The following is a 22,402-nucleotide window of genomic DNA, read 5'->3' on the forward strand; positions in this document are numbered from 1 at the left end:
GTCACGACGAACGCTATCGCGAGCAAGCTTCGCTCCTACAGGTTTTGGGTCAGACCTTGGACGGGTTCAGCTCGGCGGCGGCCCGGGTTTTTCTGAAGCAGGCGAAGTAGACCGCCGTCAGGATCAGCAGGAACGGCACGCCGAACACCAGGGTCATCTTGAAGGCCTCGGTGAAGTAGGTGGTGATCATCACCGCGCCCATCAGCACCAGGCCCAGCAACGTACTCCAGGGGAACAGCCGCATGCGGAACGACAGCTGTTGCTCGCCATGGCGCTGGTGGTAACGGCGGAAGCAGTAGTGCGTGAGGAAGATCATGAACCAGGTGAAGATCGCGCCGAACATCGAGATCGCCATCATCAGGGTGAACGAGCTTTCCGGGTACAGCACGTTGATCAGCGTCGCCAGGCCGATGCCCGAGCTGGACAGCAGCAAGGCGTTCAACGGGATGCCGCTCTTGCTCAGGGCGCCCATGGACTTGGGCGCATAACCGCCGCGGGACAGGCTGAACATCATGCGTGTGGTGATGTACAGCTGGCTGTTCATCGCCGACAGCGCGGCGATCAGGATCACGAAGTTCATCACCCCGGTGGCGCCGGGAATGCCGATGGTCTGCATCACCGTGACGAACGGGCTCTGCGCCTTGCCGGCCTGGACCCAGGGCACGATGGCCAGCATCAGCGCCAGGGTCAGCAGGTAGAACACCACCAGCCGCACCATGGTCGCGCGAAAGGCCTTTTTCACCGCCCGCTGCGGATCCTCGGCTTCGCCGGCGGCCACCGCGATCATCTCCACGCTCAGGTAGCTGAAGATCGAGACGATCACCGCGATCCACATGCCCTGCACACCGTGGGGGAAAAAGCCGCCGTGGGCGGTGTAATTGTGCAGCCCGTAGTCGGCATTGCCAGAGCCGAACACCACGTACACCGCGAGGATGATAAAGCCGACGATGGCGGCAATCTTGATGGTGGAGAACCAGTACTCGAAGTTGCCGAAGGTTTTCACGCTGATGGCGTTGAGCAGGATCAGCACGCTGGAGAACGAGACGATCCACACCCATTCCGGCACGTGGGCGAACCAGTACTTCATGTACATGGCGATGGCCGTGACCTCGGCGCCGACCGCCAGCACGATGGCCGCCCAATAGGCATAGCGCACCAGGAACCCGGCCAGCGGGCTGATGTAGAACTCGGCGTAGGCGCCGAAGGAGCCGGAGGTGGAATGGGCCACGGTCATTTCCGCCAGGCAGCCCATCAGCAGCAGGGTGATCAGCGCGCCGATGGCGTAGCTGAGCAGCACGCTGGGCCCGGCGTAACCGATGGCGTAGGCGCTGCCCATGAACAGGCCGGTGCCAATCGCCCCGCCGATGGCGATCATGCTCATCTGCCCGGCTGTGAGCTGGCGCCTGAGGCCATGCTCACGCTTGGATATGGCTTCAAAGCCGGTGTTATCGTTCATGTTTCTGTCCTCTGAATATTGTCTTTCTTGAAGAGAGCACATCGTTGGGGGTGATGCCTGGGGCCGTCATATACGGCAGCGAATGGATCAGAAAATACTCAGCGGATATTCGATAATGAGTCGAACTTCATTGTTGTCGGTGGTATCCGCTCTAGTCACCTGTCTGGTTGAACGCAGCGAGCCCTGGCGCACTCGCACCGACAGGTCCTTGGCCTTGCCGGACTGCACGATGTAGCGCGCTTCAATGTCCCGTTCCCAACGCTTTCCGTCGCTACCGTAACGTCCATAGGCGCCATTGACGCCACCGTCATAGTGGCTGTCGTCGATATGATCGCCGCTGACATACCGAGACATGAAACTCAGCCCCGGCACACCGAAAGGCGCCATGTCCAAGTCATATCGCAGCTGCCAGGAACGTTCGTTGGGTGCATTGAAATCAACGATCTGTATTGAGTTGGCGAGAAAAATCGAGGTGCCCGGCTGCTGATCGAAACCCAGATAATCGAACGGTTCATCGCCATCGACGCGTTGATAGGCCAGGGTCAAGCGATGTGCGCCGACCTTGTAGGAACCGGCCAGCGACCAGGTGGTATTGTCGATCTTCCCGGCCAGGCTCTGGCCGGTGTCGTTGGTGCGATAGATATTGAAGTCAAGGTTCAGCGACTGGCTTGCGCTTACTGGGTAGGTGTAGCTGGCATTGGCATAGTACTGCCGCCAGATATCGGTGAACTGCGAGCCGTACAGGCTGACGCTTAACTGCTCGTTCAGGCTATAGACGCCACCCAGATAATCGACGCTGCGGGTTTCCACACCGGCATACAAGGCTTTAAGGGCACCGTCGTCATTGGTCGATGCACTGTCGTTGCCTGAAGTGAAGTGCCCGGCGTCAAGCAGCAGACCGTTCAACTCGCTGCTGGTCAGCTGAAAGCCGTTAGCCTGTTGAGTGAACAGTCGCGCGTTGCCCGTACCGAACACCGGGTTGAGCGGTGTCAGGTTGCCGTATTTGAGTTCGGTTTTCGAGATCCGCATCTTGAGCGCACCGCCCGCTTCGGAGTATTCATCCTCGGCGCGACCGTCGGAGTCGAGTGGCAACAAACCCGTACCGCTACGCCCCTTGCCGCTGTCGAGTTTAATCCCCACCTGCGTGAAGGCGTCGATGCCGAAGCCCACGGTTCCCTGGGTATAGCCGGATCGGTAATCCAGCAGGACCCCATGAGCCCACTCGTTCCGATAGTTCTGGGCGCCGGGGTTGTTGAGGTTGTTGCGATAGAAATAGAAGTTGCGGTTAGTCAGGGTCAGGCTGCTGTCTTCGACGAATCCATGGTCGGAGGCGGCATACGCCAGTTGGCCGAGACAAGTACTGATGGCAAGCGGCAAGACTGACCAGAGGGGCGGTTTCATTCTGCATGTTCCTTATTATTATGTTTTCTCAGAACGCTTTATTGGAGGCGACCGAAGCCCCGCCGCCGAAAAAATCGCAACGGCAGGACAACGAGGCCAGGGGTATCAGGTGACGCTGTGGCGCACCTGGAACTGCGCTTGGGACCAGGTTTTCTGGTCGAGGATTTCACCGAGGATCTGCACCGCGTCCCAGACTTCGCTGAAGCGGGTGTACAGCGGCGTGAAGCCGAAGCGCATGATCCGCGGTTCGCGGTAATCGCCGATCACGCCCCGGGCGATCAGGGCCTGGATCACCGCATAACCTTCGGGGTGTTCAAAGCTGACATGGCTGCCGCGCTTGTCGTGTTCGCGTGGGGTGACCAGCTTCAGGCCATGGGCCGCGCAGCGCTGTTCCACCAGTTCGATGAACAGGTCGGTCAGGGCCAGGGACTTGCGCCGCAGGCTGGCCATGTCGGTCTGCTCGAAGATCTCCAGACCGCACTCGACCATGGCCAGCGACGTGATCGGCTGGGTGCCGCACAGGTAGCGGGCGATGCCGCTGCTCGGCTGATATTGCACGTCCATGTCGAACTGCCGCGCATGGCCGAACCAGCCGGACAGCGGCTGCCTGACCAGATCGCAGACGGCCGGCGAGACCCAGGCGAAGGCTTGCGAGCCCGGGCCGCCGTTGAGGTATTTGTAGGTGCAGCCGATGGCGTAGTCGGCACCGGCCTGCTTCAGGTCCACCGGCACCGCGCCGGCGGAGTGGGCCAGGTCCCACAGGCTCAGCGCGCCGCATTCGTGGGTCAGCGCGGTCACCGCCTGCATGTCGTGCATGTAGCCGGTCTTGTAGTTGACGTGGGTCAGCATGACCACCGCGGTGTCTTCGCCAATGGCCTGGGGCAGCGCCTCGGGGCTGTCCACCAGGCGCAGGGAATAGCCCTGCTGCAGCATCTCGGTCAGGCCTTCGGCGATGTACAGGTCGCTGGGAAAGTTGCTGCTCTCGCTGACGATCACCCGCCGCTGCGGTGCCTTGAGCGCCTGCACCCGCAAGGCGGCGCTGAGCACCTTGAACAGGTTGATCGAGGTGGTGTCGGTGATCACCACTTCGTTGGCATCGGCGCCGATCAGTTTGGCCAGGCGGTCGCCCAGGCGCTGCGACAGGTCGCGCCAGCCGGCAGTGTTCCAGCTGCGGATCAGGCCATTGCCCCATTCCTCGGCAATCACCTGTTGCGCCCGTTGCAGGGCCGCGACCGGGCGGGCGCCGAGGGAGTTGCCGTCGAGATAGATCACCCCGTCGGGCAGCGCGAACTGGTTGCGCAGCGGTGCCAGCGGGTCCTGTGCGTCGAGGGCCAGGCAGTGGTTTCTTGTTGTCATGGGAAGTCCTGTTTTCACTAAGGCATGCGGCGGCACACGCCATGCCAGGGGCGGCATCGGTGGCTGCGCGGTGAAGAAATAATGAACGAAGCCCTGGAGAATTTTCGTGCAAAATGCGCTATGAGAGCGGCACAGTCTCGAAGATTATTCGACTACAACTTAAAAAAACGCGGATAAATGCCAACCATGATTCTCGACTCTACAGACCTGCGAATCCTGCACTTCCTGCAACAGGACGGCCGTATCAGCAACCAGGAGCTGGCGGAGAAAGTCGCCCTCTCGCCCTCGGCCTGCCTGCGTCGCCTGCGCCTGCTGGAGGGCGAAGGCATCATCAGCGGCTATCGCGCGGTACTGAATGCCGAGCGTTTGGGGATCGAGTTGGAGGCCATCGTTCATGTGTCGCTGCGCCAGGACGTGGCGGACTGGCACGAGACCTTTATCAAGAAGGTCCAGCAGTGGCCGGAAGTGGTGACCGCCTATGTGGTCACCGGCGCCAGCAACTATGTGCTGCGGGTCCAGGCGCGCAACCTCAAGCACTTCTCGGATTTCATCGTCAATCACCTGAACCGCACGTCCGGGGTCACCGACATCCGCTCGGAAATCGTCCTGCAGAAAATCAAGGAACAGGACGGCCTGCTGGACCTGGTGCTGCGCAAGTAGGCTTGCCTAGAAACCACCCAGGCGCCGCGCGTCGTGGCGCTGCAGGGTGACGCTGGGCGACTCGCCGAACAGCTTGCGGTATTCGGCGGAGAACCGCCCCAGATGGCAGAAGCCCCAGCCCAGGGCGATCTCGGAAATGGTCCGCGCCGAGCCGTGTTCGAGGATCTCCTGGCGCACCGCGTTGAGCCGGTACTTCTTCAGGTAGACCATTGGCGACAGGGCGAAGTACTTCTTGAAGGCCTCGAACAGCTTGAAGCGCGAAACCCCGGCGGCGGCTTCCAGGTCTTCCAGGCCCAGCGGTTCGCGGGCGTTGGCGTGAATGTACTGGCGGGCACGGACCAGGTAGTGGGGCAACTTGACCTCCAGCACCTCGCGCAGCTCCGCCGAGTAGTTGTTCGGCTGGGCCAGGATCAGGCCCTTGATCAAGGAGTTTTCCAGGTCCCGGGTGAAGGCCAGCTGTTCGTACAGCTCGCTGCTGCGCTCCAGCTCGGCGATGAAATACCGCGCCATGCGCCACCAGGACGCCGACGCCCCCTCCACCGCATCCATCACCGCCTCGAAGCGCAGCGGCTCTTGTGGCGGGCGTTGCAGCAAGGCTTCGAGGGCCTCGCTCATGGCCGCCCGGGTAATCACCACCTGGACTTTGCGGCAGTCGCCGGAGATCGCCAGCATCTGGCTTTCATTGGGCGCGATGATCACCCCTTGGTCGCGGTTGGAGCGCAGCAGCCGGCCGTCCTTGCTCAGTTCCTGATCGCCGCTCAGCGGCAGGCTCAGGCTGTAGCTGCTGAAGCGCTCGGCGTCTTCGATATCGATGGTGACGTCGGTGCCGTATTCGATGGTGCCCAGGGTCGTGGCCCGCGACTTGAACACGTTGGCGCTGTGGTGAAAGCGGATGCGCTCGGGGGTCGCGGTCTCGAGCCGATGCGGCCCGCAAATGCCAGACATCCAGCTTCTCGCCCCCTCGAGGTCGTAGCGATCGATACGAATATCGCGAAACTGCGAATCAGCCTTGCTATTCATCACGGCGCACCCACGGCAATATTTTTTTTGCGCGCTCTGACGGCGCGTCTGGCTTGAAGTACTGGCTTGCTTGCAACAGCCAACAGCAAGTTTTGCGCCACCGTCCGGCACTGCCAACCGACTGGATAGCAATCGCCGACTAAGTGGATAGAACCCGTCCACCCGGTGCGCAAAACCCACGCAAGACTGCGCCAAACAGTAGCTCATCGCGACATCGCGGTGCAGCCGTTGATCGCCTGCCACCCAGGACCTGGGTATTCAGCCCCCAGGTGTTACCCCACGCGCCCGTAGGAGCGAGGCTTGCCCGCGATGGGTACGGCGCGTTTTGGCAGATGCACCGCATGATCGTTTATCGCGAGCAAGCTTCGCTCCTACACAAGCCCGCAGGACCGTTCAATTTTGTGGATGGCCTTGGCCGACTAAGCGGATAGCCACCCCTGCCCCGCACTCTCTCTAATGCATGCACCGATTGGCCTGAACAAGAAAGGTACTCACTCATGAGTGGTGCAAGAAACACAGAACAATGGAAAAGCTTCATCGACGGCTGCCTGGATTTTCGTCCGGACGACGGCGTATTCCGCATCGCCCGGGACATGTTCACCGAGCCCGAGCTGTTCGACCTGGAGATGGAACTGATCTTCGAGAAGAACTGGATCTACGCCTGCCACGAAAGCGAGCTGGCCAACAACCACGACTTCGTCACTATGCGCGCCGGGCGCCAGCCGATGATCATCACCCGCGACGGCGAAGGCCGGCTCAACGCGCTGATCAACGCCTGCCAGCACCGCGGCACCACCCTGACCCGGGTCGGCAAAGGCAACCAGTCCACCTTCACCTGCCCGTTCCACGCCTGGTGCTACAAGAGCGACGGGCGCCTGGTGAAGGTCAAGGCGCCGGGGGAATACCCCGAAGGCTTCGACAAGGCCACCCGCGGCCTGAAGAAAGCCCGCATCGACAGCTACAAGGGCTTCGTCTTCATCAGCCTCGATGTCCACGCCGACAACTCCCTGGAGGACTTCCTCGGCGACGCCAAGGTGTTCTTCGACATGATGGTCGCCCAGTCGCCCACCGGTGAGCTGGAAGTCCTGCCCGGCAAGTCCGCCTACACCTACGACGGCAACTGGAAACTGCAGAACGAGAACGGCCTCGACGGTTATCACGTGAGCACCGTGCACTACAACTACGTGGCCACGGTGCAGCACCGCCAGCAGGTCAACAGCGAGAACGGCGGCGCCAGCGCCACCCTCGACTACAGCAAGCTCGGCGCCGGCGACGCCAACACCGACGACGGCTGGTTCGCCTTCAACAACGGCCACAGCGTGCTGTTCAGCGACATGCCCAACCCTGCGGTGCGCTCCGGCTACGCCACCATCATGCCGCGGCTGGTGGAAGAGTACGGCCAGGAAAAGGCCGAATGGATGATGCACCGCCTGCGCAACCTCAACGTCTACCCGAGCCTGTTCTTCCTCGACCAGATCAGCTCGCAGCTGCGGATCATCCGCCCGCTGGCCTGGAACAAGACCGAGATCATCAGCCAGTGCATCGGGGTCAAGGGCGAGTCCGACGCCGACCGGGAAAACCGCATCCGCCAGTTCGAGGACTTCTTCAACGTCTCGGGCATGGGCACCCCCGACGACCTGGTGGAATTCCGCGAAGCCCAGCGCGGTTTCCAGGGCCGCCTGGAACGCTGGAGCGATATCTCCCGCGGCAGCCACCGCTGGGCAACCGGGCCGACCCACAACAGCGAGGCTATCGGCATCCAGCCGGCCATGACCGGCACTGAGTTCACCCACGAAGGGCTGTACGTCAACCAGCACCGCAACTGGCAGAAATTCCTCCTCGACGGGCTGGCCCGGCAATCCCTGAAACTGCGTGAGGTGTGAACATGAGTGCGCAACTGCAATACCGTATCGAGCAGTTTTTCTACCGCAAGTCCGAGCTGTGCGACGCCCAGGACTGGGATGCCTACCTCGAACTCTTCGACCCGCAGAGCGAGTTCCACCTGCCGCAGTGGGACTCCGAGCATGTCTACACCACCGACCCCAAACGCGGCATGTCGCTGATCTACTACGCCAACCGCTCGGGCCTGGAAGATCGGGTGTTCCGTATCCGCACCGGCAAGGCCGCCTCGACCATTCCGATGCCGCGCACCCTGCACAACATCAGCAACGTGCGGATCGCCGAGTTGGCCGACGGCAGCCTGCAAGTGCGGCTGAACTGGCACACGCTGTTCTATCGCCTGGCCACCGCCGAGCAGTTCTTCGGCCATGCCACCTACAACCTCAAGGCCCACGGCGACAGCTGGCTGATCACTCGCAAGCATGTGCTGCTGCTCAACGACACCATCAACTCGGTGCTCGATTTCTACCACCTCTGACGGAGACCGGGCATGAACCACAAGGTCGCGTTCAGCTTTGCCGACGGCAAGACGCTGTTCTTCCCTGTAAACGCCAATGAAATACTGCTCGACGCCGCCCTGCGCAACGGCATCAAGATCCCCCTCGACTGCCGCGAAGGCGTCTGCGGCACCTGCCAGGGCCGCTGCGAATCGGGCAACTACAGCCAGGACTATGTGGACGAGGAAGCGCTCTCCAGCGCCGACCTGGAGCAGCGCAAGATGCTCAGTTGCCAGACCCGGGTGCAGTCCGATGCCACCTTCTACTTCGACTTCGACTCCAGCCTGTGCAGCGCCGCGGGGCCTGCACAGCTGGGCGGCACGGTTAGCGCAGTGCGCCAGGTCTCCGACAGCACGGCGATCCTGCAACTGCAGCTCGACGAGGGTCAGGCGGCGCTGGACTTCCTGCCGGGGCAATACGCCCGGCTGTCGGTCCCCGGTACGTCGAGCAAACGCTCCTACTCGTTCGCCAACCGTTCGGGTAGCCAGCAACTGCAATTCCTCCTGCGCCTGCTGCCCGACGGGGCGATGAGCAATTACATCCGCGAACGCTGCCAGGTCGGCGACCGTATCGAGCTGGAGGCACCGCTGGGCGCCTTCTACCTGCGCCATATCGTCCGGCCGCTGGTGCTGGTGGCCGGCGGCACCGGGCTGTCGGCGCTGCTGGCGATGCTCGAGCAACTGGTCGCCGACGGCTGCACCCAGCCGGTGCACCTGTACTACGGGGTGCGCAACGTCGCCGACCTGTGCGAAACCGCGCGTATCGAGGCTTATGCCGGCCAACTGCCGGGCTTTCGCTACACTCCGGTGATCAGCGAGCCGACGGCGGACTGGCCGGGCAAGCGCGGTTATATCGCTGAGCATTTCGATTGCAGCAAACTGCGCGATGCTCCGGTGGACATGTACGTCTGCGGACCGCCACCGATGGTCGAGTCGATCAAGAACTGGTTGCAAGATCAGCAACTTGAGAGCGTTCAGCTGTATTACGAGAAGTTCACCGAGAGTAATATCTGATCCGTCCGCCGTCAGCCGCGATCTGGCCGCGAATACGGACAGATCCGATAACAATGAGAAGAGAGCGTGATTAGTGGATGACATCCTGAAACCCGGCGAACTCAAGCGTGGCTTGAAGAACCGCCATATTCAGCTGATTGCCCTGGGCGGGGCGATCGGCACCGGACTGTTCCTGGGCTCCGCCGGCGTGCTCAAGTCCGCCGGCCCTTCGATGATCCTCGGTTATGCGATAGCCGGATTCATCGCCTTCCTGATCATGCGCCAGCTCGGCGAAATGATCGTCGAGGAACCGGTGGCCGGGTCCTTCAGCCACTTCGCGCACAAATACTGGGGCGGTTACTTCGGCTTTCTCGCCGGCTGGAACTATTGGGTGCTGTACGTGCTGGTGGGCATGGCCGAACTCACGGCCGTGGGCAAGTACGTGCAGTTCTGGTGGCCGGAAATCCCGTCCTGGGTCAGCGCCGCGGTGTTCTTCGTGCTGGTCAACCTGATCAACATGATGAACGTGAAGTTCTTCGGCGAAGCCGAGTTCTGGTTCGCCATCATCAAGGTGGTGGCTATCATCGGCATGATCGCCCTGGGCTGCTACATGCTGGCCAGCGGTAGCGGCGGCCCGCAGGCGGCGGTGAGCAACCTGTGGAGCCACGGCGGCTTCTTCCCCAATGGCGGCACCGGCCTGCTGATGGCCATGGCCTTCATCATGTTCTCCTTCGGCGGCCTGGAACTGGTGGGCATCACCGCCGCCGAGGCCAGCGAGCCGCGCAAGGTAATCCCCAAGGCGATCAACCAGGTGGTGTACCGGGTGCTGATCTTCTACGTCGGCGCCCTCACCGTGCTGCTGTCGCTGTACCCCTGGGACCAGTTGCTGCAGACCCTCAACGCTTCCGGCGACTCCTACAGCGGCAGCCCGTTCGTGCAGATCTTTGCCCTGATCGGCAGCGACACCGCCGCGCACATCCTCAACTTCGTGGTCCTGACCGCGGCGCTGTCGGTGTACAACAGCGGCGTGTACTGCAACAGCCGCATGCTCTACGGCCTGGCCGAACAGGGCGACGCGCCCAAGGCGATGATGAAGCTGAACAAACAGGGCGTGCCGCTGCTGGCCCTGGGCGTTTCGGCGCTGATCACCCTGCTCTGTGTGGTGGTCAACTACCTGGCGCCGCAAGAAGCCCTGGAGCTGCTGATGGCACTGGTCGTTGCCTCGCTGATGATCAACTGGGCGCTGATCAGCCTGACCCACCTGAAGTTCCGCAAGTCCATGGGCCAGCAAGGCATAGTGCCGTCGTTCAAGACCTTCTGGTTCCCGTTCAGCAACTACCTGTGCCTGGCCTTCATGCTGATGATCGTCAGCGTGATGCTGATGATTCCCGGCATACGGGTGTCGGTCTACGCCATCCCGGTGTGGGTTGCGCTGATCTGGGTGTTCTACCGCCTGCGGGTGGCCAGGTCCGGCGCTCGCGCGGTGGCCTGACAACGGCGGCACATGACCCTGTAGCCGCTGCCGCAGGCTGCGATCGACCGGTACGGTCGCAGCGATCTTGAGGACGCCGGAGGTCCTGCGGACCTATCGCAGCCTGCGGCAGCGGCTACAGGGATTGGCATAAACAAAAAGGCCCGGCATTCGATGAATGCCGGGCCTTTTTGTTGGCTTGCCGCTTACAGCGTCGAACGTACGCGCCACAGCTCGGGGAACAGTACGGTGTCGAGCATCTTGCGCAGGTAACCGACGCCTTCGGTGCCGCCGGTGCCGGGCTGGAAGCCGATGATGCGCTCCACCGTGGTCACATGGCGGAAGCGCCACTGGCGGAAGGAGTCTTCCAGGTCGATAAACTTCTCCGCCAACTGGTACAGATCCCAGTAGCGCGACGGGTCGGTGTAGACCTCGCGCCAGGCGGCTTCCACCGACGGGTCATGCTGGGTCGGCGCCTGGCTGTTCAGGGCCAGGCGCTCGGGGTCGATGGCCAGCCCGGCCTTGGCCATCAGGCCGATGGCTTCGTCGTACAGCGACGGCGTGGCGATCGCCAGCTCCAGCTCCTTGAGCAGTTCCGGCCGATGGGCATGGGGGCGCAGCAGGGTCGCGCTCTTGTTGCCGAGGATGAACTCGATCTCGCGGTACTGGAACGACTGGAAACCCGACGAATGTCCCAGGTACGGGCGGATCGACTTGTACTCGGACGGGGTCATGGTCGCCAGCACCGCCCAGGCATGCACCAGCTGGTCGAAGATCCGCGACACCCGCGCCAGCATCTTGAACGCCGGTGGCAGCTGCCCCTGATGCACGTGCTCGCGAGCCGCCTTGAGCTCGTGCAGCATCAGTTTCATCCACAGCTCCGAAGTCTGGTGCTGGATGATGAAGAGCATTTCGTTGTGGTCCGGCGACAAGGGGTGCTGGGCATTGAGGATGCGCCCCAGGTCCAGGTAGTCGCCGTAGCTCATGGAGTCGGAAAAATTCAGCTCGGCGTTATGCCAGTTGTCGGGCGGCGGGTTGTTCGAATAGGGACATTGACTCATCGCGTGGGCTCCTCATGTCAGGTCGCGGCCGGTCGATCACCCGGCGCCGACCTTGATCGAGGGCGCGCGGGGTCGAAGCTTCGTTGTTGTAAATACTATTGTAGGAATTATCGCGGCAAAGGCCGCAGGATGGCGCGCACCGGGCTCGCATCCAGATGAGCGAAACGCAGAGGCAGCGCGATCAGTTCGTAGTCGCCTTCGGCCACCTCGTCGAGCACGATGCCTTCGAGAATCGCCAGGCCATGGCGGGCCACGGCGTTATGGGCCTCCATGGTTTTCGATTGCTGCGGGTCGAGGGACGGGGTGTCGATGCCGATCAGGCGCACGCCGTGGCTGGCCAGCAGCTCGACGGTCTCCTTGGCCACGGCGCTGAAATCCGGGTCCCAGGTGCTCAACGGCGCCTGTCGATAGGTACGCAACAGCACCCGCTCGGGCAGGTTGTCCAGGTGCCCCTCCAGGTGCCGGGGCAATACCAGCGGCCCGCAACCCAGGCAATGCACGACCCGGCACGGGCCGAGGTAGACATCCAGCGGCACCTCGCCGATCGGCGCGCCATCGGCGCTGTAGTGCAGCGGCGCATCGACATGGGCACCGGTGTGCGGCGACAGGGTGATGCGCCCGACGTTCACCGGGCATTCGGGCCCGTATTGCCACACCCGCTCTTCCTGGAACGGCGTATCGCCGGGCCAGGTCGGGGTCGCGGTACTCAGGGGCGGGCTGATGTCCCACCAGCTTGGGGTTGTGCTCATAGCGCTGCTCTCGGCCATTTCGACCTGAATCATACGAGCGATGCCCGTGAAGATTCTTGCGAAATGCTCCGGCGACCGCGAAATCTTTCGCATGAACTGCCAGGAAATCACTGATTCGCGCTCGGAAATTTCAATGCAAACCGCGGCAACACTTCACGGGCGGGTACTGCGTTTCTGGGCACCCCGATGTCGAGTACAGACAACTGGCCGGGCGCCGGGCGCTATAGGGTGCGACTTCAGTTATCAGCCAAGACCCCGGAGTCCTCATGACCGCGACTGCCCCCATCACCGTTCTGCGCGACACCCACCCGCTGCCGGTTCTCGATGCCTGCAAATGGGAAAAGCTCGAAGGCGACCCGCACACCGTCAACCTCAACGCCTACACCAGCGAAGACGGCAGCAAGATCATGGGTACCTGGATCTGCACGCCCGGCAAATGGCGCGTGGACTATGTGAAATGGGAGTACTGCCATTTCCAGGAAGGCTACTGCGTGATCACCCCGGACGGCATGGACCCGATCCACCTGCGCGCCGGCGATATCTTCGTGGTCGAGCCGGGGATGAAAGGCACCTGGGAAGTAGTCGAGACCGTGCGCAAGTATTTCGTGTTCGCCTGATCCACCGCACCACATCACTCTGCCTCTGTAGGAGTAGGGGGACGCCTAGTCCTTGCTCGCGATAGCGGTATGTCAAACGCAGCGCATTGCCTGCATCGCGGGCAAGCCTTGCTCCTACGAGTTATTTCTGCGGCTGATACTCCGACGCCGCAAACAAAAAACCGGGAGCCCACCCGACGTGAGTCCCGGAAAGTTTGCAGCGTTCACAGCGGTTGGCGAGGCCCGCGCTCTTTAGTGAGCGCAGGCTGCACAGTGCCTAGGTCGGCTTGCGATAGCTGTTGACGATAGCCGAGAAGTCCATGCCCCCTTCCCCGCGCTGGCTCATGGCCTGGTACAGCTGCTGCGCCACGGCGCCCAGCACCACCGGCTGGTGTGCCTGGCGGGCGGCCTCGGTGGCCAGGCCCAGGTCCTTGAGCATCAGCTCGGCGCCGAAGCCGCCGGTGTAGCCACGGGCGGCCGGCGCGGTTTCGATTACGCCGGGCCAGGGGTTGTAGGTGTCGGAACTCCAGCAACGCCCGGTGGAGCTGTTGATGATGCCCGCCAGCACCTTGGTGTCGATCCCCAGGGCATCGCCCAGGGCCATGGCTTCGCTGACACCGATCATCGAGATGCCCAGCAGCAGGTTGTTGCAGATCTTGGCGATCTGCCCGGTGCCCACTTCACCGCAGTGCACGATATTGCGACCCATCTGCGCCAGCACCGGCTGCAGGGTGGCGAACAGTTCGGCGCTGGCGCCGACCATGAAGGTCAGGGTGCCCGCCGCCGCGCCGCCGGTACCGCCGGATACCGGCGCATCGGCCACGGCCACGCCTTGCTTGGCGGCCGCCGCGGCCACGTCGCGGGCGGTCTGCGGGTCGATGGTGCTGCAATCCACCGCCGGCGTACCACGGGCGATACCCGCCAGCACCCCGTCGTCACCCAGCCAGACGCTGCGCACATGGGGCGCGGCCGGCAGCATGGTGATCACCAGCTCGCTGTCTGCGGCGGCGGCACGCGGCGAGGTACTGATGCTGCCACCCAGTTCGGCCAGTTCCTTGAGCACGGCCTGGTTCAGGTCGAACAGGTTCAACTGATGCCCGGCCTTGAGCAGGTTGCGCGCCATGGGCGCGCCCATGTTGCCCAGACCGATGAATGCGATTTTCATGAGCGGACTCCTCAACGCAAATGGATGGTGGTGTTCACGCCATCGTTGACGCTGTCATCGTCGAACCAGCGACTGGTGACGGTCTTGGTCTGGGTATAGAACTGCACCACTTGTTTGCCATAGGGCCCCAGATCGCCCAGCTTGGAACCACGGGAACCGGTGAAGCTGAAGAACGGTACAGGCACCGGGATCGGGATGTTGATCCCGACCTGGCCGACATCGATTTCAGTCTGGAACTTGCGCGCCGCCGCGCCGCTCTGGGTGAACAGGCCGGTGCCGTTGCCGAAGGGGTTGCTGTTGACCAGGGCGATGGCCTGGTCGAGGGTGTCCACTTCCAGCACCACCAGCACCGGGCCGAAGATTTCCTGGGTGTAGATCTGCATGTCGGTGGTCACCCCGGAGAACAGGGTCGGGCCGACGAAGTTGCCCTGCTCGAAACCTGGCACCTTGACGTCGCGACCGTCCAGCTCCAGCTTGGCGCCTTCCTTGATGCCGCTTTCGATCAGGCTCAGCACACGCTCCTTGGCGCGCTTGGAAATCAGCGGCCCGACATCGGTGCCCGGCTCGCTGCCGGCATTTACCTTGAGTTTCTGCGCCAGCGCCTTGAGGTCCGGCAGCCATTGTTTCGCCGCGCCCACCAGGACCACCACCGAGGTGGCCATGCAACGCTGGCCGGCCGCGCCGAACCCGGCACCGACCAGGGCATTGAGCGCCTGTTCGCGGTTGGCGTCGGGCAGCACCACGGCATGGTTCTTCGCGCCCATCATCGACTGCACACGCTTGCCGTGTTTGCCCGCCAGGTCATAGACGTGGGTGCCCACCGCGGTGGAGCCGACGAACGACACCGCCTTGATGTGTGGGTGGGTGCACAGCTTGTCCACCACGTCCTTGCCGCCATGCACCACGTTGAGCACGCCAGGCGGAACGCCGGCTTCCAGTGCCAGCTCCACCAGCAGCATGGTCGACAGCGGGTCCTGTTCCGAAGGCTTGAGGACGAAGGTGTTGCCGCAGGCGATGGCCATCGGGAACATCCACAGCGGAATCATCGCCGGGAAGTTGAACGGGGTGATCCCGGCGCAGACACCGATCGGCTGGCGCAGGGTGTAGGTATCGACGCCACCGGCGACGTTCTCGGCGAACTCGCCCATCTGCAGGCTGCCGATCGAGCAGGCATGCTCGACCACTTCCAGGCCGCGGAAAATGTCGCCTTCGGCATCGGCGATGGTCTTGCCCTGTTCGGCGCTGAGTACCTGGGCAATACGCTTGGAGTGTTCGCGGATCAGCGCCTGCAGCTTGAGCATGATACGCATCCGCGCGCCGATCGGGGTCAGCTTCCAGGTCTGGAAGGCGCGATGCGCGGCTTCGATGGCGGCGTCGACTTCATCCGCCGTGGCGAAAGGTACCTTGGCCAGCACCTGCTGGGTGGCCGGGTTGGTGATGTCGTGCCACTCGCGGGTCTGGGATTCGACCCACTGGCCGTCGATCAGCAGCTTGACCTGCTGCAAGGTAGTGCCGTCGGACTTGAGGGATGCGTTCATACGGGTCTCCTGACTTCTTGAGGTTCTTATGCAGGGAGCCAAGGCGTGGGACCGCCTTGAAATGAGGCGTGCGTCGCGAGTTGGTTGTCGGACTGTTTTTGGAGTATAGATGTGCAAACTTCTAATAAGAACGCACATAAAAGCCGGTCCATCATGCAAAAAAACATCACCTCCCTCGGCTCGCTGAACTGGGACGACCTGAAGTTTTTCCTCGAAGTCGCGCGTACCCGCAAGGCCAGCAGCGCGGCCAAGCGCCTGGCGGTGGACTACACCACGGTGTCGCGGCGCATCGGTTCGCTGGAGGGCGCGCTAGGTACCCTGCTGTTCGAAAAGTCCCGGACCAACGGCTTTGTCCTGACCGCCGAGGGCCAGCGCCTGCTGGGTTATGCCGAGTCGATCGAAAGCACTCTGCACATGGCCTGCGAACAGGTCTCGGGCTCGGGCGTGGCCCTGTCCGGGCATGTGCGCATGGGCTGTACCGAAGGTTTCGGCAGCTTTTTCATCACCCCGCAGCTGAGCCATTTCGTCGACGCCTACCCGGCGATCTCGGTGGATATCCTGCCGCTGCCGCACTTCATCAGCCTGTCCAAGCGCGAGGCCGATATCGTCATCGCCCTGGAACGCCCGGAGCATGGCCCCTACGTCTGCTGCAAGCTCTGCGACTACCGCCTGCAGCTCTATGCGACCCAGGAATACCTCGACCAGCACCCACCGATCCGCCGCCCGGCGGACTTGAGCGAGCATCAATTCATCAGCTACGTGGACGACCTGGCGTTCAGCTCGGAGCTGTTGTACCTGGCCAACGTGCTGCCCGGCGCCAGCGCCAACCTGCGCAGCACCAGCGTCATCGCCCAATACGTGGCGGCCCAGCAAGGACGCTCGCTGGCGATCCTGCCCTGCTTCCTCGCAGCCCAGGACCCGCGCCTGCTGCCAGTGCTGCCGGAGGAAATAGACATCACCCGGCAGTTCTGGATGTACTGCCGCGAGGACCTGCGCAAGCTCAAGCGGATCACCCTGTTGTGGGATTACATCCGCAGCGTGACCGAACAGAATCAGGGCCTGCTGATGGGGCAGAGCCGGGAGATGGTGTTTGCCGACTCATAGTCCTGCAGGAAGATCAGCAGGCCCTGCCAAGGCTTTGTGGCAGGGATTGATCGTAATTGCCGGCCCCCGACAAACTCTCCATCCAAGTTCAGAATCGTCCTAAAGCCTTAGCCATCGCCACTTGCTAGGTTCGCGAAGCTCGACAAAGAGCCTCACGGATCAGCTAATGCAAGGACGATAAATGCTTTCTTCTGCTCGCCTGGGCGACAAACACCTCTGCCCGCTTCCCGGTCACGGCACGACACCTATTGCTTGCGCTTCTGGTGACATCAACATCAACTTCATGGGAGCAGCCCGAGTCGGTGACACTTGCGGTTGTGGCGCGGTCATCACCACGGGGTTTCCAACGATCATCCTGAATGGTCGTCCTATGGCCCACTTAGGGAGCCCCACCAGTCACGGCGGGACAATCATCACCGGGTCAGGCGATACCTTCGGTGGCTTTGTCATGGGGCCCACTCCTGGCGCGGCAATCATTAACTTCGCGGCGCTCGGAGTGTTCCGCTCAGATGGCTCGGTAGACGATGAAAAGATGGCGACCTTGCTGGCCGACCCGAGGCTGACCGAGAAGGCCACCGCTGCAAATGCTTTAGTCGATCCCAATGTGGCCTCTAAGACGCCTGAAGAGAAGCCAGAAGAAAAGGTCTGTAATGACCCAGACCAGATGGAAGAACTGGCGAGCTACATTGCGGGCGAGATGAATACCAATATCAACAGCCCGCCTGTGCGACAAATGAAAGACCTCAACAGCTTTAGTCCAACAGCTGAAACAAAGAAGTATAAGGAGCTTCCTTTCTATCTTCGTCTTGGCCAAAGCCCTGACTTCTATAGCTTAGCGCTGGGAAAGAAAGCGAAAGCTTTGGCTATCTGGACTGAGCGAGTCGGTCAGGGCCGACCCTGGGACCACAAGCCGAAGCTACAAGCGATGTTCAAGGATGTTTGGAACAAACAAGGGGGCTACGACTACTTCTATGACATCTGGTCGAACATCCACTATGGCTATGTTGGACTGGCTGGTGGACTCTCTGAAAGTGTCCTCTTGGACGGCGCAGGTATAGAGCAGATAGGCTCGGACGCTGCTCGGAAGGTTGAAGAGATTTTTGAAAAACCTAAAGCAGAATGGGAACGGCCCGGCCCGCATCGCTCTGCTGATATCGAGGGCATGAGGGCCTGGGATGATGCACCTGACCGAATATCCATTAGTATCGGCGTGAAACTCTATCGACAACGCCCCAACGGAGGCATAACAGCAAAGATGATCATGGACGAAGTTCTTGCAGTACAACCGAAGGAATGGGGGGAAGGTATCCGTGTCCACAAATGTAAGGCCCATTAAATACAGGTACATTTTTGGCATTCTCTTTCTGCTACTGCTGTCCCCCTTTGTGTTTTGGAGGGTAGCGACCCCAGTGGTCACGGTTCACTACTCCAAGGAAGGAAAAGAGAAGCTCTCTATGACCTGGAATACCGAACACCGAATTTATCGGAGTGGACGCGGGGGCCTATTTCCAGGAGAGGCGACATCTGATTTTGGTCATATTTTTCCAGATGCCGGGTTCTTCATGGAGTTCTATTGGTGGAGTGATACGGGCCGTAATCATTGCGTCAATATCACCCCTAAATGGCGAAGAACGGATATTTACCTCGACCTAAATGGCAATATTGATACCAGCCCAGAGAGCGGCACGGATACGGATCGCTTGAAGAAGTGCACTACGGACCCTGCTGATCCTTAAGAACTCCAAGCATCACCACTATGAGGTCACCCTGCCAGCAGCACTGCAAAATCCACTCGGCACAGCCTGGTCCTGCTATCGCGAAGACCTAGCGAATCACCCCGCTGTGGGAACCGCAGTGTAAAGGAAGAATCAGGGCCTGCTGGCATGATGGTCTTCGCCGATCAGTCGGCGATGACCACGATCGAGACGCGACGGTTTTCGGTGCGTCCGGCCACCGTGCTGTTGGAGGCCACCGGTTCGCTGCTGCCCAGGCCGCGCAGCTGGATGTTTTCTTCGCGCATGCCCGTGGCCACCAGTACCTTGCTCACGCTTTTCGCCCGGCGCAGGGACAGTTGCTGGTTGTAGCTTTCCCTGCCGGAGCCATCGGTGTGGCCATCGACCCGGACCTTGTCGATGTGCACGCTGACCAGCGCCTTGCCGATATGCTCAACGATGCCGGTGCTGGCGGCATTCAACCTATCGATGTCGCTGCCGAACAGCACCTTGCCGGACAGGCCGAAGGCCCAGCCCTCGTCCGTCAGCTCAAAGCCCTCCTGCTTGAGCACCGCCACTTGCTGCGGGGTCAGTCCCTTGGGCGGCACGCTCTGGCAACCGGTCAATGAAAGCAGCGCCAGCAACAGGCCGGTGGTGAAAAGTCGCAAGAAAGGTCGAGTCAGTGAAAACAAAGAATTAGCTCCTGGATTGAACGTGAACGACGGGGGGCTCCGACCCCGCGGTGTGTTGCCCGCCTCGAGAGACACGCTTGGCCTGATACATCGCCGCATCGGCGGCATTGAGCAGAGCTCCCGGGGTGGTGCCATGATCAGGGTAGACGGCAATACCGATACTGAGTGAAGTCAGTACCGAAGTACTGCCCGGCAAGGCAATCGGCATCGCCATGCTGGCGATGATTTTTTCGGCGATACGCTCGGCATCCTCGATGCGGTGCAGCGGGGTCAACAGAATGGCGAACTCGTCGCCCCCCAGGCGTGCCACCAGGTCTTCCTCGCGCAACTGCGCGCGCACCCGCGACGCCACCGCCATCAGCACCGCGTCGCCGGCGGCGTGACCGAAGTTGTCGTTGATGCCCTTGAAACGGTCACTGTCGAGAAACAGCACCGCCACCCGTTCGTTGAGCTTGCTGGCGCTGCGCAGCGCACGGATCAGCCGGCCCTCGAAAAACGCCCGGTTCGGCAACCCGGTCAGGCTGTCATGGCTGGCCTGGTGGGCCAGGGTTTCGTTTTCGCTCTGCAAGTGGGTTTGCCAGGCTTCCAGCTCATCAAGCAGGGCATTGAAGTCGTTGCCCAGGTTGTCCAGTTCGGCAATTTCCGCCGGCGGCACCCGGACGTCGAATGCCCGCTCGCGGCGCGCGGCATGGGCCACATCGGCCAGGCTGCGCAGCGGCCCGGTAATGCCGCGCAACTGCCGGCGCGCCAGGTACAGCGCCACCCAGGCGCTCACCGCGATACACAGGACAATCCCCACCAGCCCGCTGAGCAGGAAGCGCAGCAGGCTGCCGCCGTGCCCGGTCAGGGCGATGCTGCCGATTTCCTGGCCCTGATGCATGATCGGCACGGTGATGGGCTTCTCGAGAAAGGCCCGGGCGATCTGCATTTCCAGATCGGTCAGCAAACCGATTTCCGGCCGCTCCCAATGGGCCAGCACGCGCCCCCGGGCATCGAGCACCTGGGCATCGGCCACCTCTTCGGTGGAGGCAATCAGGGCCAGGGCTTCGGTCGCCGCGGCGCTGTCGTTGAACACCACCGCCGCTTCGACCGTGTAATTGATCGAACGCGCGATCAGATGCAGGTTGTGATCGGCATACACCCGCAACGCCAGCACCCCGAGCAATGTCAGGGACAGGCTGGCCATGGAAATGGCCAGCAGGGCGACAATCAGGTGCCCGCGGCCAATGACCGAACGCAATGTAGGGCGAGCAGGAGATTTGAAGAAGCTCATGGCGCCGCCGGTCGACGACGAGAGAGTTGCAGCACACTTGGATGAATCCGCACGCCACTGCGGGCCACCGAATCCAGGTTGACCTCGAATGACACCTGATTGTCACTGACGCGCAGGCAGAACAGGCTGCCGACCGTGCACTGGTCGCCACCCTCGCTGATGCTCAATACCGGATGACCGACCAGGGAAGTGAACAGGCGGGCGCGCTGGTCGTCGGTCAGCTTGCCGATGTACACCGCATCGCACTCGCTGACGATGGCCGGGTTGTCGGCCAGCAAGCGCCGCACCAAAACCGGGCGGCCCGTGGCCTGGGTCGTGCCCTTGACCAGGTCATCGGTGTATTCGGTCGGCCCCACCACGCACAGACGCAATTGCGCCGGCTCCACCGGCCAGCGCGCATAACTGAGAATCCCCAGCACCACTTGAGTCACCGCCTTGGCGCGCTGGTCTGCCAGGCTGGTAGCGGCAGGCTCGGGTTGCGCGACGGCAAAAGTGCTCAGCAGACAGACCAGGGCGGACAGCAGTATCTGCCTCCAGCCCGAAAAGCGCTCTGTCGCCGAGACAGCCACGTTCATGCAGGGATTCTCTTTGATCTTCATACAATGATGCCGCAACGATAGCACAGCCGGTGAAACCGCCGCGAGGTTCCCAGGCATGGGTAGCAGGCTATTGGTTTAGAAAAAAATGAAGTAACGATTTGAGCCTTCCTATTCTTCATGCCTGCATCGCCTGCTTAAGATCGGCGCCAGAGAGCGAGCCGTCCAGACCGCCCTCGGTGAGACCGGATCCGCAGAGACCCGGCTCAAGGAATGTCTTTTGCTACTGCCCAGTATCGCCGCTTCGGCCCAGTGCCTTTGCGGTGCCATGAGTAGCCCAAGACATCTTTGAGGTTAGCCGATGCAACTGGAAATATTCCGCACACTCTGGGGCTATACCGCCAGCCCGGCCCAGGCCCTCGACGAGCTGCTGGCCGCCGGCTTCGACGGTATGGAAGCCCGCCTGCCTTTGCAAGCCCGCGAACGCGGCGAATTCGGCACTTTCCTGCGGGACAATCGCCTCGCCTACATCTGCACGGTTTTCACCGCCTACGACGTCCTGCCAAAACAGTCGGCCGCGTTCCAGGAACACCTGCTGGACCTGGAGCGCAAGCTCGCCTGGGCCGCCGAACTGGCGCCGCGCTTCGTCAATCTGCTGGCCGGCAACGACCGCTGGCCCCTGGCCCAGCAAGTGGAGTTCTTCGGCCAGGCCATGGAGCTGGCGCGCAAGCATGGCCAGTTCTGCAGCTTCGAGACTCACCGCGCCCGCTCGCTGTTCAATCCCTGGGTCACCCTGGAGCTGATCCGGCAATTGCCCGACCTGCGGTTCACCAGCGATATCAGCCACTGGGTCGTCACCTGCGAACGCCTGCTGGATGACCCCTTCGATGACCTGAGCGCCTTCGTCGAGCGCGTTCACCATATCCAGGCCCGGGTCGGCTATGACCAGGGGCCACAAGTCCCGCACCCCGCCGCCCCGGAATATGCCCGTGAACTGGCGTTCCACCAGCAGCACTGGGAAGCCATCTGGCATTCGCAAAAGGCCCGTGGTTACCAGGTCAGCACCCTGACCCCGGAGTTCGGCGCCGACGGCTACCTGCATCACCTGCCCTTCACCAACGTGCCGGTGGCCGACCTCTGGTCGCTGAACCAGTGGATGGCCAGGACCGAGCGCGAACACTTCGACCACTTCGCCCACTCAACCCGTCCGTGAGGTTCTTGCGT

At 62.0% G+C, this 22,402-nt stretch carries 21 protein-coding genes; 10 read left to right on the forward strand and 11 right to left on the reverse strand.

Annotation, left to right across the window (positions count from 1 at the left end):
* Nucleotides 1–49: 49 nt before the first annotated feature.
* The 3 genes from J4E58_RS27445 to kynU all read right to left on the reverse strand — a co-directional run bounded on the left by J4E58_RS27445 (nucleotide 50) and on the right by kynU (nucleotide 4,213).
* A complete protein-coding gene (locus J4E58_RS27445; RefSeq protein WP_053259562.1) occupies nucleotides 50–1,456 on the reverse strand; it encodes an amino acid permease in 1,407 nt (468 codons plus the stop codon).
* A gap of 87 nt (nucleotides 1,457–1,543) precedes the next feature.
* On the reverse strand, nucleotides 1,544–2,857 hold the full coding sequence (locus J4E58_RS27450; protein ID WP_087092567.1) for an OprD family porin: 1,314 nt from the start codon (nucleotides 2,855–2,857) through the stop codon (nucleotides 1,544–1,546).
* Between the two features lie 105 nt (nucleotides 2,858–2,962).
* Nucleotides 2,963–4,213, reverse strand: coding sequence for a kynureninase (gene kynU / locus J4E58_RS27455; RefSeq protein WP_087092568.1), 1,251 nt, complete (start codon nucleotides 4,211–4,213; stop codon nucleotides 2,963–2,965).
* Between the two features lie 186 nt (nucleotides 4,214–4,399).
* Between kynU and J4E58_RS27460 the strand changes: the two genes are divergently transcribed.
* A complete protein-coding gene (locus J4E58_RS27460) occupies nucleotides 4,400–4,873 on the forward strand; it encodes an Lrp/AsnC family transcriptional regulator (protein WP_007927404.1) in 474 nt (157 codons plus the stop codon).
* A gap of 6 nt (nucleotides 4,874–4,879) precedes the next feature.
* On the opposite strand, the gene J4E58_RS27465 is transcribed toward J4E58_RS27460, so the two are convergent.
* Complete coding sequence (locus J4E58_RS27465; RefSeq protein WP_087092569.1) at nucleotides 4,880–5,893, reverse strand: helix-turn-helix domain-containing protein; 1,014 nt, start codon at nucleotides 5,891–5,893, stop codon at nucleotides 4,880–4,882.
* Between the two features lie 497 nt (nucleotides 5,894–6,390).
* Here J4E58_RS27465 and antA point away from each other — a divergent pair, with 497 nt between their 5' ends.
* From antA to J4E58_RS27485, 4 genes are all read left to right on the forward strand, one after another.
* Nucleotides 6,391–7,776 (forward strand): anthranilate 1,2-dioxygenase large subunit, encoded by a 1,386-nt coding sequence (gene antA, locus J4E58_RS27470; protein ID WP_087092570.1) that lies wholly within the window; start codon nucleotides 6,391–6,393, stop codon nucleotides 7,774–7,776.
* Nucleotides 7,777–7,778: 2 nt separating this feature from the next.
* Nucleotides 7,779–8,270, forward strand: coding sequence for an anthranilate 1,2-dioxygenase small subunit (antB, locus tag J4E58_RS27475; RefSeq protein ID WP_087092571.1), 492 nt, complete (start codon nucleotides 7,779–7,781; stop codon nucleotides 8,268–8,270).
* A 12-nt stretch (nucleotides 8,271–8,282) separates the two neighbouring features.
* Nucleotides 8,283–9,302, forward strand: coding sequence for an anthranilate 1,2-dioxygenase electron transfer component AntC (gene antC, locus J4E58_RS27480; protein WP_087092572.1), 1,020 nt, complete (start codon nucleotides 8,283–8,285; stop codon nucleotides 9,300–9,302).
* Nucleotides 9,303–9,375: 73 nt separating this feature from the next.
* Nucleotides 9,376–10,773 (forward strand): amino acid permease, encoded by a 1,398-nt coding sequence (locus J4E58_RS27485; RefSeq protein ID WP_087092573.1) that lies wholly within the window; start codon nucleotides 9,376–9,378, stop codon nucleotides 10,771–10,773.
* Nucleotides 10,774–10,958: 185 nt separating this feature from the next.
* Here the strand turns inward: J4E58_RS27485 and kynA are convergent, their stop codons facing one another.
* Both kynA and kynB read right to left on the reverse strand, forming a co-directional pair.
* Nucleotides 10,959–11,813: a tryptophan 2,3-dioxygenase gene (gene kynA / locus J4E58_RS27490; protein WP_053259555.1), complete on the reverse strand. Its 855-nt coding sequence runs from the start codon at nucleotides 11,811–11,813 to the stop codon at nucleotides 10,959–10,961.
* A 107-nt stretch (nucleotides 11,814–11,920) separates the two neighbouring features.
* Nucleotides 11,921–12,562: an arylformamidase gene (kynB, locus tag J4E58_RS27495; RefSeq protein WP_037033901.1), complete on the reverse strand. Its 642-nt coding sequence runs from the start codon at nucleotides 12,560–12,562 to the stop codon at nucleotides 11,921–11,923.
* Between the two features lie 266 nt (nucleotides 12,563–12,828).
* Between kynB and J4E58_RS27500 the strand changes: the two genes are divergently transcribed.
* A complete protein-coding gene (locus J4E58_RS27500) occupies nucleotides 12,829–13,179 on the forward strand; it encodes a cupin domain-containing protein (RefSeq protein ID WP_007922165.1) in 351 nt (116 codons plus the stop codon).
* A 256-nt stretch (nucleotides 13,180–13,435) separates the two neighbouring features.
* Here the strand turns inward: J4E58_RS27500 and mmsB are convergent, their stop codons facing one another.
* Together mmsB and J4E58_RS27510 are read right to left on the reverse strand one after the other, a co-directional pair.
* Entirely contained in the window at nucleotides 13,436–14,323 is an 888-nt protein-coding gene (mmsB, locus tag J4E58_RS27505) for a 3-hydroxyisobutyrate dehydrogenase (RefSeq protein ID WP_007922164.1), read from the reverse strand.
* Nucleotides 14,324–14,334: 11 nt separating this feature from the next.
* Nucleotides 14,335–15,861, reverse strand: a complete 1,527-nt coding sequence (locus J4E58_RS27510) for a CoA-acylating methylmalonate-semialdehyde dehydrogenase (protein WP_007922163.1) — start codon at nucleotides 15,859–15,861, stop codon at nucleotides 14,335–14,337.
* A 153-nt stretch (nucleotides 15,862–16,014) separates the two neighbouring features.
* Here J4E58_RS27510 and J4E58_RS27515 point away from each other — a divergent pair, with 153 nt between their 5' ends.
* The 3 genes from J4E58_RS27515 to J4E58_RS27525 all read left to right on the forward strand — a co-directional run bounded on the left by J4E58_RS27515 (nucleotide 16,015) and on the right by J4E58_RS27525 (nucleotide 18,701).
* Nucleotides 16,015–16,965, forward strand: a complete 951-nt coding sequence (locus tag J4E58_RS27515) for a LysR family transcriptional regulator (RefSeq protein WP_009042050.1) — start codon at nucleotides 16,015–16,017, stop codon at nucleotides 16,963–16,965.
* Between the two features lie 181 nt (nucleotides 16,966–17,146).
* Nucleotides 17,147–18,301: a polymorphic toxin type 44 domain-containing protein gene (locus J4E58_RS27520; RefSeq protein ID WP_087092574.1), complete on the forward strand. Its 1,155-nt coding sequence runs from the start codon at nucleotides 17,147–17,149 to the stop codon at nucleotides 18,299–18,301.
* 118 nt (nucleotides 18,302–18,419) lie between these two features.
* The gene (locus tag J4E58_RS27525; protein WP_223815824.1) at nucleotides 18,420–18,701 is read left to right on the forward strand and encodes a hypothetical protein; all 282 of its coding nucleotides are present in this window, start codon (nucleotides 18,420–18,422) and stop codon (nucleotides 18,699–18,701) included.
* 164 nt (nucleotides 18,702–18,865) lie between these two features.
* Here the strand turns inward: J4E58_RS27525 and J4E58_RS27530 are convergent, their stop codons facing one another.
* Genes J4E58_RS27530 through J4E58_RS27540 form a run of 3 tightly spaced genes read right to left on the reverse strand, consistent with a single transcriptional unit; the run spans nucleotide 18,866 to nucleotide 21,217 of the window.
* Nucleotides 18,866–19,369 (reverse strand): OmpA family protein, encoded by a 504-nt coding sequence (locus J4E58_RS27530; RefSeq protein WP_007922157.1) that lies wholly within the window; start codon nucleotides 19,367–19,369, stop codon nucleotides 18,866–18,868.
* 4 nt (nucleotides 19,370–19,373) lie between these two features.
* Nucleotides 19,374–20,642, reverse strand: a complete 1,269-nt coding sequence (locus J4E58_RS27535) for a diguanylate cyclase domain-containing protein (protein WP_087092575.1) — start codon at nucleotides 20,640–20,642, stop codon at nucleotides 19,374–19,376.
* Nucleotides 20,639–21,217, reverse strand: coding sequence for a YfiR family protein (locus J4E58_RS27540; RefSeq protein ID WP_087092576.1), 579 nt, complete (start codon nucleotides 21,215–21,217; stop codon nucleotides 20,639–20,641). Before J4E58_RS27540 ends, J4E58_RS27535 begins: the two co-directional genes overlap by 4 nt.
* A gap of 322 nt (nucleotides 21,218–21,539) precedes the next feature.
* Between J4E58_RS27540 and J4E58_RS27545 the strand changes: the two genes are divergently transcribed.
* Nucleotides 21,540–22,391 (forward strand): sugar phosphate isomerase/epimerase, encoded by an 852-nt coding sequence (locus J4E58_RS27545; protein WP_087092577.1) that lies wholly within the window; start codon nucleotides 21,540–21,542, stop codon nucleotides 22,389–22,391.
* The last annotated feature ends 11 nt before the right edge of the window (nucleotides 22,392–22,402 follow it).

The sequence above is a fragment of the Pseudomonas sp. FW305-25 genome (assembly GCF_017351415.1).
Lineage (GTDB): Bacteria > Pseudomonadota > Gammaproteobacteria > Pseudomonadales > Pseudomonadaceae > Aquipseudomonas > Aquipseudomonas chlororaphis.

Bases quoted from the DNA above. Each gene is read 5' to 3' on its own strand.
- kynB (WP_037033901.1), bottom strand. From the start codon at position 12,562: ATGAGCACAACCCCAAGCTGGTGGGACATCAGCCCGCCCCTGAGTACC.
- antC (WP_087092572.1), top strand. From the start codon at position 8,283: ATGAACCACAAGGTCGCGTTCAGCTTTGCCGACGGCAAGACGCTGTTC.
- J4E58_RS27500 (WP_007922165.1), top strand. From the start codon at position 12,829: ATGACCGCGACTGCCCCCATCACCGTTCTGCGCGACACCCACCCGCTG.
- J4E58_RS27540 (WP_087092576.1), bottom strand. From the start codon at position 21,217: ATGAACGTGGCTGTCTCGGCGACAGAGCGCTTTTCGGGCTGGAGGCAG.
- J4E58_RS27465 (WP_087092569.1), bottom strand. From the start codon at position 5,893: ATGAATAGCAAGGCTGATTCGCAGTTTCGCGATATTCGTATCGATCGC.
- kynU (WP_087092568.1), bottom strand. From the start codon at position 4,213: ATGACAACAAGAAACCACTGCCTGGCCCTCGACGCACAGGACCCGCTG.
- J4E58_RS27510 (WP_007922163.1), bottom strand. From the start codon at position 15,861: ATGAACGCATCCCTCAAGTCCGACGGCACTACCTTGCAGCAGGTCAAG.
- J4E58_RS27520 (WP_087092574.1), top strand. From the start codon at position 17,147: ATGCTTTCTTCTGCTCGCCTGGGCGACAAACACCTCTGCCCGCTTCCC.
- J4E58_RS27525 (WP_223815824.1), top strand. From the start codon at position 18,420: ATGACCTGGAATACCGAACACCGAATTTATCGGAGTGGACGCGGGGGC.
- J4E58_RS27460 (WP_007927404.1), top strand. From the start codon at position 4,400: ATGATTCTCGACTCTACAGACCTGCGAATCCTGCACTTCCTGCAACAG.
- J4E58_RS27545 (WP_087092577.1), top strand. From the start codon at position 21,540: ATGCAACTGGAAATATTCCGCACACTCTGGGGCTATACCGCCAGCCCG.
- antA (WP_087092570.1), top strand. From the start codon at position 6,391: ATGAGTGGTGCAAGAAACACAGAACAATGGAAAAGCTTCATCGACGGC.
- J4E58_RS27450 (WP_087092567.1), bottom strand. From the start codon at position 2,857: ATGAAACCGCCCCTCTGGTCAGTCTTGCCGCTTGCCATCAGTACTTGT.
- J4E58_RS27515 (WP_009042050.1), top strand. From the start codon at position 16,015: ATGCAAAAAAACATCACCTCCCTCGGCTCGCTGAACTGGGACGACCTG.
- mmsB (WP_007922164.1), bottom strand. From the start codon at position 14,323: ATGAAAATCGCATTCATCGGTCTGGGCAACATGGGCGCGCCCATGGCG.
- J4E58_RS27535 (WP_087092575.1), bottom strand. From the start codon at position 20,642: ATGAGCTTCTTCAAATCTCCTGCTCGCCCTACATTGCGTTCGGTCATT.
- antB (WP_087092571.1), top strand. From the start codon at position 7,779: ATGAGTGCGCAACTGCAATACCGTATCGAGCAGTTTTTCTACCGCAAG.
- J4E58_RS27445 (WP_053259562.1), bottom strand. From the start codon at position 1,456: ATGAACGATAACACCGGCTTTGAAGCCATATCCAAGCGTGAGCATGGC.
- kynA (WP_053259555.1), bottom strand. From the start codon at position 11,813: ATGAGTCAATGTCCCTATTCGAACAACCCGCCGCCCGACAACTGGCAT.